Genomic DNA, 11,526 nt, shown 5'->3' on the forward strand with positions numbered 1-11,526 from the left:
ATCTTCTGTCTCCTTGACATCGATTTCCAACAGTCTCATCAAAGTGGATTTAGCCAACTGATTTTTGAACCTAACGTTTCAAAAATCCCCATATAGCAGTACAGCGGTGCCTATCCCTTTAGCAAGTCTCCGACTTGCCTCTGGGTAGCCGTACGGGCTCACTTTGTTTGCCCATTTTCCATTCTTGTAACTCTTTTTATTCTTCCTCTTCTGCTAGGAGTTTGGCGCGTGTGGCTTCGTCAAGAAGTGGGTAACCGAGTTTCTTGCGTTCTGCGACGAAGGTTTTGGCTACGACACGGGCCAAGTTACGGATGCGGGCAATATAGCCGGCACGTTCTGTAACGGATACTGCTCCACGAGCATCAAGCAAATTGAAGGTATGTGAACATTTCAAAACGTAGTCATAGGCTGGGTGAACAAGGCCCAATTCCAAAGCACGTCCTGCTTCTTTTTCAAATTTTTCGAAATTTTCAAGAAGCATATCTTGGTCAGAAACTTCAAAGCTGTATTTTGAGTGTTCATATTCTGGTTGAAGGAAGATTTCTCCGTATTTAACGCCTGGAGCCCACTCAATATCGTAAACAGAATCGACTTCTTGGATGTAAGAAGCCAAACGTTCCAATCCGTAAGTGACCTCAGAAGTTACCGGACCAGTTGCCAATCCACCAACTTGTTGGAAGTAGGTAAACTGAGTGATTTCCATACCGTCCAACCAAACTTCCCAACCAAGACCAGCTGAACCAGTTGATGGGTTTTCCCAGTTATCTTCAACGAAACGGATATCGTGTTCCAAAGGATTGATCCCCAATTTTTCCAATGACTCAAGGTAGAGCTCTTGGATGTTTGATGGAGAAGGTTTCATAACCACTTGGAATTGGTGGTGTTGGTAAAGGCGGTTTGGGTTTTCCCCATAACGACCATCTGCTGGACGACGAGATGGCTCTACATAAGCCGCATTCCATGGTTCAGGACCAATGGCACGGAGGAAGGTGTAAGGACTCATGGTTCCCGCACCTTTTTCGTTATCATAAGCCTGCATCAGCATACAACCCTGGTCATTCCAGTATTGTTGCAAAGTAAGGATAATTTCCTGGAAGGTTAGTTTTTTAGACATTATTTACTCCTTTAATTTATATTATCTTTTTTGGTTTATTTATCAAGCAACCAAGAAAAAGCTGGATCCTGAAAAATATGACGTTTAGGAATAGTTTGTAAATTCTGATCGCATTCGTCTATTGTACCTAATTTCAAAGCACAGACTTCTGGTATATTTTCTTGAACAGTGAAAATTTGACTATGACAGTTCTGGCAGTAATAACGCTGTTTTCCTGGAGAAGAACTATAGGAAACAAGCTTTTCTTTTCCATGCAATACTAGCTTTTCACTGCTAACTTTAGCATTAACTGTATAGGCAGACGCAGTTGCTTTCCGACAAAATGAGCAATGACAAAAAACTAATTCCGATAATACCTCATCTAGAGTGTAGGTCACTGCTTTACATAAACAAGATCCTTTAAGCATTGTACTCCTTTCTACTTAGGCATTAGAAGAATTCAAAAAGAACCGAATTTCAACACCCAAGCCTTGCGACTAGGGGCGTCAGAAACGCGGTTCCACCCTAATTTATTACTTCATTTTATTTTACTTTACTCAGCTTTTACTGAGAGAAAGCGCCACTTGCTTACTTTGCTCTACTTGGCTCTCACTATCCCAAGCTCGCTAGAAAAACGCCGTAAGCCCTTCTTTCTTGACTAGTATTATAGCAGATTTTTAGGTACTTGTAAATTAAAATCCGCATGAAACAATCGTTTCATACGGATTTTAGGCTAACAAACAAGGTTGTTTTTCTTATGGACGTCTTGCAGCTTTTGGTTTTTTACCATGAAGTTTTTTCTTGGCATTCTTCAAGGCTGTCAAAGCATCTTTCACATCTTGTTGGCTTGCTCCTGGATTTGAAAGGATGGTTTGTGCATCCTTGAAGGCTACTAGGTAAGCTTCTTTTTCTTCATTTCCAGCATAGATGAATTTAGCATTCTTTTCTTGGAACTTCAATTCTTCCTTGATGTATTTTTCAAGACTTGAAAAATCAGTTGCTTTCCCGTTTAATTTTCCTTCTGCACGGCTAAGCTCAGCAAGTGCTTGATTGATTTGTTCTTGTTTCACAGTTGGATCAACTGCAAGCAAGGCTACTGTTTGGAAAGCACGATCGTAGTCGCGACGTACTTTTTCTTTGGCATTGGCATAACGACCAGTTTTTGTCGTAGCATCGTAAGCCTGCATAGCTTCTTTCAAGGCCGCAACGTTTGAATCTTTCCCATCCAAAGCTTGGCTGGCAGCTTCAAGACTAGCTAGAGCTTGGTTGACTTGCTCTTGACTAACCTTGTTGGTCAAGGCTGCTTGGGCCGCTTGCAAGGCTTGATCATAGGCTTCCTTCTTATCCGCACTGGCATTGAAGTATTGCGCTGTCTTTGTAACATCTGCTTGGTTGTTCAAAGCAGCTAAGAGATCCACTTTTGAGATCACTCCAATACGGTAATTGTTGTTGCGCCCTGCGACAACTGAAATCACTGGTGCTTCCTCAGCTAGTTCATAGCCTGTAGGAAGAGTTGCAACCAAGGTATATTGACCAGTTGCTACAGATTTACCAAAGCCATTTTTACCATATTTTTCAGCAGGCAAGACAAAGTTTTCACCATCTGCCCCTTTTAATACAATCGTAGCCGCTTTTGAAACCGGTTGATCAAAGTTGATGCTAACTGGTGCATATTCTAAAGTATTGGCAAGAAAAGCGATCGTTTGGAAACTATTATCCTCTGTCAAATCAAATTCTTGCGTCAAGCTGCTGACAAATTTCACTTCTGTACGATCATACGTAAAGATTTCTGCAGTATAATGACCAAAGTTCAAGAAGTTAATATCTTTTGTCTTATCAACTGATACGTATTGACCATTGCTATCTTTGATTCGGTAAACATACATAGTATCCAAATCTTTGTTCGTTTTAGCGTCACGAACTGCAATTTGAACCCGACCACTATTTTGATCCCGAACTAAATCAGCTAGTGAAACATAATCTACGTTACCCGCAAAGTCTTCTACATAGTAGTAGATATTCTTCTTATCGATGTTTTCAGGAAGATCGAAGCTACCATCTGCATTGGCCTTGATCACATGGTAATTTTCAAGCGCACGTGTACCATTCTTATCTTCACTGGTTTGGACCATTGTCCCCTGATCATCGAATGGAGTCACGTAGACGAGTTTTTCAGTTAAGATACCACCATCGCCAACATCTTTGGCTTTACGTGCTATAAACTGTTGAGCCCCATCTTTGAAACGGATATATCCAGATGTGATCACTGGTTTTTGAGTATCGACTTGAACCTTGAAGGTTGTTGATTGCTCCTCAGCTCCAGGAACCATTGGGGTGTAACGAATGACATAATCATATACACCATCTGCTACTGCTTTTCCATTTGCATCGGTACCATTCCAAGCAGTGTTATCCAGTGTGTAGCTGCGTGGGTTCTTTTCATTGCCATCAAAGAAGTTCTTACGATGATCAGATGGAGTTCCTTCCCACAGTGGATTTTTATGTTCCGTATCACTTGCTGCATAGACAGTTGCATGAAGGTTTTCAATGTTTCTAAGAGCAACTGTTTTGTATTCAACAAGGTCTTTATTCCCATCTTCATTTGGTGAAATGGCAATGCGAACATTTCCATTCTCATCTAGTTGAAGAGAGTGAGTTCCTTCTGCATTTTCTTCAATACCAAGAACTGTAATCCGACGACCATCTCGTTTCCCTTGTGTAAGGAGAAGGTCATTTTGCAGGGTGACGAGCGCAGAAACATTGGCACTAGATGAGATATTCAAATTTTTTGGAACATGATAGTAGAAGCCATCTTTTCCTTCACGAACCAAATCATAGATTGATTTTTCAACTGCTGGAAGGTTTTGAAATTCTCCCTTGAATCCCATAAATGGCAAGCTAACTACATCCCCATCATCTGCTGGATCGACAAAACGAACAAATCCTTCAAGGAAATAGCCATTTGGCATTTCTTTGCTCAACTCTTCTGTGAATTTACTTGTATCGACTTTCACCGTAACCGTTTCAGAGCTATGAGCTTTCACAGTGACTTCAGGCCAAGCTGTTTCAGTCAATTTACGTGGACGAAGAGTAAATTTACCATCTTTTACTTCATCTGTGTCAGTATTCACCAACATTTTCAAGGTACGATCGGTATCTGAAATATTGTGAACCGTCACATTAAATGTAAAGCTATCTCCAACGTTACCAAGAGTGACGCTTGGATAGTTGTTTTCACCAGTCACATACAAGTCTGTTGAAACAGCTGCGGCTGTGTCGACAACCCCTGCTCCTTGTTGACGTGGAGACGTATAGACACCGGTTTCTTTGTTAACATGCGGTTTAGCCGTAGACATAATCAAGGCCTTGACAGTTGCAGAAACTTGTTCTGGAGTCAATTCTGGATGGTTCTTCACAAGGTATTCTTTAACCAAGGCTGCAACACCTGCTACGTGAGGTGAGGCCATACTAGTACCACTCATATCCCCGTAGGTATTGTCATTCAAAGAAGAGAAGATATTCCCACCAGGTGCTGTGACATCTGGTTTCAACTGACCATCTGTTGTCACACCCCAGCTTGAGAAATCAGACAATTGGTCTGCTTCTGGAGATGGACGGTTAGCCATGGTATTGTTAAAGACAACTTTGTAAGATCCAGCTTTCAGAGCTTCCCCATAGCGTTTTGAAATGAAGACAGATGGAATTTTCTTAGCATCTCCATCAATTGCCATTCCAAGATTCGATCCTTCCACATTATTGTAGACCAAAGCTCCTGCTGCACCATGATGGAAGGCATTGGCAATCTTTTCTGAGAATGGAATTTCCCCGCGTTGGATAAGCGCCAATTTACCGGTAAGATCTAGATCTTTGAAATCATCTTCTTTCCCAAGACCAACTGATACATACTCATATTCTTTACCTTTTTCAAAGTCTGTATCTGTTGCAGATTTACTGTAGTCAAACTTCCCGTTATCTACTTCTGCATTACCTTCCAAACCTTTGACTTCGAAAACCTCTGTGGTAATGATTTTATTATTGATTGAAGCAACAGAAATAGAGTCCTCTACTGTTGATGGGTTTCCGACCAAGCCGTAATCTGGATTTTCTGCAGCTGGTCTTGAATAGCCATTCCCAAAAGTATTGCTATTTCCTGCAGAGATTAGGACAGATACACCTTTAGCACGCGCCCGTTTGATGGCGTCAATGATATCTGAACCTGCATTGACCGTAGAACCAGTAGAAGATCCAAGACTCATATTGATGGTATCTGCACCAAGAGCTACAGCATCATCAATTGCTTTTACATAAAGAGCAGAACCCGTTGTTTTTTGACGATCTGAAAAGACACGCATAAACATAACTTGCGCTTCTGGTGCTACACCATAGATCTTTTCTCCGTTTCCTGCTTCTTTATCAGGATTCCCTGTTGCAATCCCTGTAACGTGCATCCCATGAGAATCTCTTTCGGCCTCTTTGATATTGTCGGTCCCATCAAAGTAGTCATAAGCGTAGACAACCTTGTCGTTGTACCATTTACCATAATCGATTCCTGCCGCTTTCTTAGCAGCTTCGATTTCTTCTTGGTTTTTAAACTTAGCTTTTGAAGGATCGGTAATCCGAAGAACCTCGTGGTTCACATCCAAGCCAGAGTCGATGACGGCGACAACCATCCCTTCCCCTTTATAGCCTTGCTTCCAGGTTTGGGGAACTGTAATAATTTCGTCACTTTCGATGCTTTGAGGTTTTTCAGCTGCCTCATGGCGATTCGTTGTTTCCGAACTTGTCGCAGTAGCCACTTCTGTTGCTTTTTCTACAGGTTTTTCCGCTACTTCCTGTTTTGTTTCTGGAACAGTAGCTGCTTCTTTCGGAGCTTCTGTTTTTTCAACATGAGCTGCTTCTGTTGCATTCGTTGTCTTTTCAGCAACTGTTGCTTCTTTTGCAACTGCTACTTTCTCACTAGCAACTGCTGTACTTGCTTCTGTTGCTTGTGAATGCTCTTCTTCAGCAGGTGCCTGTTGAGTAGTGGCTACAAGCTGTGTTCCAGCACTCGTTTGGCTGGCCGCCTGTTCTTCAGCACTCGCTTGTGCAGATCCAAATACCAAAACAGCCCCTAATAAAACTGAGGCTACACCAAATTTGTATTTTCTTAATGAAAAACGTTCTTGTCTATTCATAGAAACTCCCCTTTTATTTTAATAGTAACTATTATAACGCAAAATTATCTGAAAATTCATTCAAAAAACAAAATGTAACACAAATGTAACATTTACGAATGTTACTAACTATTAGTTTATTTTCGTTCGGAAAAATGTAAATTAGTATAGGAAAGTATTATAGAACATCTGTTTTTGTTGGAATTTTAAAATTATTTAATCATTGAAAGGATTTTAAAAACCGAGAACGAAACTGTCCTCGGTTTTCATTAATGAATAGAAATTCTCTTTTAAAAATCTTTGGTGTCCGGATCTGGTGCACCTGCTTCAACCGGAAGATGGCGAAGGAGTTCCATATCATCTGCCGCCAATTCAAAATCAAAGCAATTTAAATTACTCGCAATCCGCTCAGGCGTAACCGATTTTGGCAGTGGAAGGAAACCTTCTTGCAAACTCCAAGCTAGGGCTAGTTGAGCGACGGTTTTCCCATATTTAGTAGCCATTTCTTTTACTTGTTCATTTTGGAACAATTCTCCTTGGCCAAAAGGTCCCCAAGCTTCTAGTAAAATGCCATGCTTGCGACTTGCTGCAATGGCTTCACTTTGGTACACCCCAGGTGCTAGACGAATTTGGTTCACAGCCGGAATGACCCGAGCTGTTTCAAGGAGGGCTTCCAAATGATGAGGCAGAAAATTGCTAATACCAATAGCTCGAACCTTGCCAGCAGCTAGCATATCTTCCATTGCTCGCCAAACCTCAGCATTTCGTTGTTTCCAAGCATCATTTTCTCGAAGGGGTTTTGGATTTGGCCAATGAATCAAATAAAGATCCACATAGTCCAAGCCTAGTTTTTCAAGAGACTCTTCCAAAGCAGCTTGAGCGTCTTCATAGGTGTGATGAGTATTCCAAAGTTTGGTGGTAATAAACAGGTCTTCGCGCGCAAGACCACTGTCTTTAATGGCCCGACCCACACTCTCTTCATTCTGATAAATCGCAGCTGTATCGATATGGCGATAACCTGCTTTTAAAGCAGCTAAGACAGCTTGATAGGCTTCTTCTCCATCCGCTGCTTTCCAGGTTCCAAATCCCAATACAGGAATCTCCACCCCATTATTTAAACGATAATTGTTCATTTTTTCTTTCCTTTCTTCGATTTCGGTTTCTTAGGCCCTCGAAGCTTGAGCTCTGGCTTAAAAATATTCTTCTTGGTTGGCTCCATCTTCTTGCTATAAAAACTATAGAGTAAAAATGCCCCACCAACAATCACAATAAAGATATTTTTTCTTACAATCCCATAGAGCAAGAAAAAAATTCCCATTAATAAAAAACGTATATCAATTGCCTTCATAAGCTACCTCACATTTCAATTCCCATTATAGCATGAAAAGACAGCATTCACAAAATTGTACTACCATCGGTAAATAAAAAGCCCCTCAAGACTGTTTAACCCCATGAATACGTCACAAAAACCTCTCTAGGTATGACCTAGAGAGGAAGTATTCTATCTGCGATTCTTGAATCTAGTTCATAGCTTGGTATCGTTTGACCCCATCGAGATAGGTCGCCACCAGATCCAAATTTTGATCAAGCACAATGAAGTCCGCATCATAACCTTCTCGAATTTGACCACAAACATCATCAATATGGACTGATTTTGCCGGATTGAGACTAGCCATCATCACTGCTTCGTAAGGGTTGGCAATCCCCCACTCTACAACATTTTTTAATCCATCTTTCAATTTCAAGATTGAGCCAGCCAGATTACCAGTTGATTTCAAGCGAGCAGTCCCTCCAGCGACCACGACTGGAAATTCCCCAAGCATGTAGTCCCCGTCTTCTAATCCCCCAGCTGTCATACAGTCAGTAATCAAGGCAACATTTTCTTTTCCTTTTTGTTTCATCAGGATATCACAAGCTAGCGGATCCACATGGTGCCCATCACAGATCAACTCTGCTGTAGTATGAGGCAACTCATACATAGCTCCAACCATACCGAGTTCACGGTGAGTCAAACCACGCATACCATTATAGGCATGCACCCAGACACTCGCACCTGCATCAACTGCTTTTTTAGCTTCTTCAAAAGTAGCATTGGAGTGTCCCAGGGCGACTGTCACTCCTTCTCCTGTAATGGTCCGAACAAAGTCTTCTACCCCTTCACGCTCAGGAGCAAGGGCAATCTTATTCAACAGACCATTAGCCGCTTTTTGCCAAGCACGGAATTCTTCCATACTTGGATCTTTCATATAAGCTGGATTTTGAGCTCCCTTGTATTTTTCTGTAAAATAAGGTCCTTCAAAATAAATACCGCGAATCTTAGCGCCTGTTGCTTCTTTGTATCGTGCACCAATATTTTCAGTTACCGCCAAAAGTTGTTCGTAAGAGGAAGTCAAAGTCGTAGGCAAAAAGCTTGTGACCCCGGTACTCAAGAGACCTTCACTCATGGTATGGAGAGTGCCTTCGATATTATTATCCATAACATCTACTCCACCAAAACCGTGAATATGGGTATCCACCAAGCCCGGAGCAATACTGTAACCTGAATAATCCAGCACATCTGCTCCTTCTGGTAAGCTTTCCACATGTTTTCCAAACTTGCCATTGACGAGCTCCAAATAACCTCCACGACGAACCCCATGTGGGTAATAAAATTGATCTGCTTTAATATATGTAGACATAAAATCGTCCTTTCCATTGTAGGAACTGTGTTCCATTTATATTCATACATATTATAACGCTTTCACTTCCATTTGTAAATGGTCTAGACCTATTTTTAGATAGAATCATACAAAAACAGAGCAAGCTTCCTACTTACTCTGTTTGACATTCATTAAATTTGCTCGATTTGTACTTTTTCAGCTAGATTCATGGCATGGTCTGCAACACGTGTATAGTGAGAAATGATATCAATAAAGTTCACTCCGGCTTGTGGCGTACATTCACCTTGGTTCAACCGACGAATATGAGTTTTCCGAAGTCTTTTCTCCAATTTTTCAATTGCCTCGTGACGTGCTACTAGTTGATTTGCAAGACTCACATCATTGTTCTCGATAGATTTCAAAGCATCCTCTACAAATTGATGGGTTTGGTTGTAAATATCTTCCAATTCGGCCAAGGCTGATTCTGAAAAAACGACTTTCTTACGAATTAAATAATCGGTTAGATTAATTAAGGCTTCCGCATGATCTCCAATCCGCTCCAAATCCCGAGAAGAATCTAAGATATTGGTGAGAACTTCACTTTCTCTCGGACTCAAGGCTTCACTTGACAAACGAATCAAGTAGCGAGTCAAATCATCATCAATGGTATTGATGGCTTCTTCTGTCTTATGGCCCTTTTCAGCTGTTTTTTCATTTTGATGAACAATATAATCATAAGAGAGGCTAAAGGCTTTATCTGCATACCCACCTAAATGAAGCAACTCTTTTTTCGCATTCCCAAGAGCAATCGAAGGCGCTTGAGTGATCAAGTTTTCATCCAAGTAGAGCGGTTCATATTTGACAACCTCATCCTCACCAGGAATCAGCTTGGTCACAAAGTAAGCCAAAGCTCCAATGAATGGGAATTGAATAATGGTGTTGGTCACGTTGAAGGCACCGTGAGAAAAAGCAATCGTCATTTCCGGAGACAAATGCAAGAGGCCTTGGAAGTATTCAATCATGGCTGTAAAAGGTGTCAGCAAGATCAAACAAAGGATTGTTCCGATCAAGTTAAAGAGCACGTGGGTTGCTGCAACACGCTTGGCAGAAACATTGGCCCCCATAGCTGCAATGATAACCGTCAAGGTCGTTCCAATATTATCCCCAAAAAGGATAGGAAGCGAACCACGAAGATCTAAGAAACCACCTGAATATAAACCTTGTAGGATCCCAATGGTAGCTGAAGAAGCTTGAATCAAAACGGTGATGATGGCTCCCGCTAAAACACCCAGAATTGGATTTTTCCCTAGGGTGATCATATACTGACTAAATTCTGGCAATTCTTTTAAAGGGCTCATTCCCGCACTAATCAGGTTTAAAGCGTAGAAAATTCCTCCAACCCCAAAGAGAATCCGACCAATATTATTAGCCATTCGATTCTTGGTAAAGAAAAGTAAGACCGTTCCAAGAAACATAATTGGAAGGGCATAAGTCCCCAGTTTAAACCCAATAATGAATGAGGTGACCGTGGTCCCAATATTAGCTCCCATGATGATTCCAATGGCTTGGCGCAGGGTCAAGAGACCCGCACTGACCAGACCAACGGTAATCACCGTTACCCCAGTACTAGACTGAATGAGGGCTGTCACAACAATCCCTACTAAGACTCCAAAGAAAGGATTGCTTGTATATTTATCAATATAGTAGCGAAGACGGTCCCCTGCGGCTTGTTGCAGTCCTTCTCCCATGGTTTTAATACTATAGAGAAAGAGACCCAACCCTCCCAAAAAGTTAAACAAAATTTCCTGCCAGTTAATGGACATGATCATTCCTCCAAATATGAGATCAGAAATAAAACTCCTCTCCTATTGTAAAGGATAATTTCCAATCACACAAGAGATTTCTGTAAATTTCTATTATTTTTTGAAACCGTTTTTTTCTTTCTGTTTTATTTTCCTCATTTTAGGAGCCAAAAAAGAGGTTGGAAATTTCCAACCCGAGACTGTAGACAAACTATTCTTTTTTATAAATCTAATAAATTCTATAAAAAGAAATGTTACTCGTTAGAGTGATTCAATCATCTACTGAAACTTTTCGTCGTGAGAAAAGTACCTGAAACTTAATAGTTTCAGGTACTCGGAATTATTGAGACCTTAGGCTCAATAATTAGTCATGGAACTTCGAAGAAGTTCGCTGACGTCCGTACTCACCTAAGGAAAGTTTCTAAGAAGACTTTGTCTTTCAATCTGGGCGTGGAAAATTTCCAACCTCTCTAGTCTTTGTTCAAATTGCGCAACATCTCATCGATCTTATTTCCGTATTCGATGGATTCGTCTTTCACAAAAGTAAGATCTGGAATCTTGTACAATTTCAGATTCCGACCTAATTCACGCTTGATGGTTCCTGTTGCTTTTTCAAGGCCTGTCTGAGCCTTTTGATTGTCTGAAGCCAAATCACTCATAATTGAATAATACACTTTGGCCATAGACAAATCACCTAGCATTTGAACATCCGTAATGGTGACGCCTTGAACACGCGGGTCACGGACTTTCTTTTGTAAAATCTCATTGACTTCCCGCTTGATTTCCATCCCTACTCGGTCTGTCCGAAAATGACTTGCCATAGGAACTCCTTTCTGCTC

At 41.1% G+C, this 11,526-nt stretch carries 8 protein-coding genes; all 8 read right to left on the minus strand.

Annotation, left to right across the window (positions count from 1 at the left end; genetic code table 11):
- Positions 1-196 precede the first annotated feature (196 nt).
- The 8 genes from glyQ to rbfA all read right to left on the minus strand — a co-directional run bounded on the left by glyQ (position 197) and on the right by rbfA (position 11,508).
- The gene (glyQ, locus tag K1I56_RS07360; RefSeq protein ID WP_002886077.1) at positions 197-1,114 is read right to left on the minus strand and encodes a glycine--tRNA ligase subunit alpha; all 918 of its coding nucleotides are present in this window, start codon (positions 1,112-1,114) and stop codon (positions 197-199) included.
- A gap of 35 nt (positions 1,115-1,149) precedes the next feature.
- Positions 1,150-1,521, minus strand: coding sequence for a GFA family protein (locus tag K1I56_RS07365; RefSeq protein WP_223325640.1), 372 nt, complete (start codon positions 1,519-1,521; stop codon positions 1,150-1,152).
- A 327-nt stretch (positions 1,522-1,848) separates the two neighbouring features.
- Positions 1,849-6,267: a S8 family serine peptidase gene (locus K1I56_RS07370; RefSeq protein WP_223325641.1), complete on the minus strand. Its 4,419-nt coding sequence runs from the start codon at positions 6,265-6,267 to the stop codon at positions 1,849-1,851.
- A gap of 269 nt (positions 6,268-6,536) precedes the next feature.
- A complete protein-coding gene (locus K1I56_RS07375; RefSeq protein ID WP_223325642.1) occupies positions 6,537-7,379 on the minus strand; it encodes an aldo/keto reductase in 843 nt (280 codons plus the stop codon).
- On the minus strand, positions 7,376-7,594 hold the full coding sequence (locus K1I56_RS07380) for a hypothetical protein (protein WP_003018530.1): 219 nt from the start codon (positions 7,592-7,594) through the stop codon (positions 7,376-7,378). The genes K1I56_RS07375 and K1I56_RS07380 overlap by 4 nt, the downstream gene beginning before the upstream one ends.
- A gap of 172 nt (positions 7,595-7,766) precedes the next feature.
- A complete protein-coding gene (nagA, locus tag K1I56_RS07385; RefSeq protein WP_223325643.1) occupies positions 7,767-8,924 on the minus strand; it encodes an N-acetylglucosamine-6-phosphate deacetylase in 1,158 nt (385 codons plus the stop codon).
- 152 nt (positions 8,925-9,076) lie between these two features.
- Positions 9,077-10,708, minus strand: coding sequence for a Na/Pi cotransporter family protein (locus K1I56_RS07390; protein ID WP_223325644.1), 1,632 nt, complete (start codon positions 10,706-10,708; stop codon positions 9,077-9,079).
- 449 nt (positions 10,709-11,157) lie between these two features.
- Positions 11,158-11,508, minus strand: a complete 351-nt coding sequence (gene rbfA / locus K1I56_RS07395; RefSeq protein ID WP_003003976.1) for a 30S ribosome-binding factor RbfA — start codon at positions 11,506-11,508, stop codon at positions 11,158-11,160.
- Positions 11,509-11,526 lie beyond the last annotated feature (18 nt).

This window comes from Streptococcus parasanguinis, assembly GCF_019929185.1.
Classification (GTDB): Bacteria; Bacillota; Bacilli; order Lactobacillales; family Streptococcaceae; genus Streptococcus; species Streptococcus parasanguinis_O.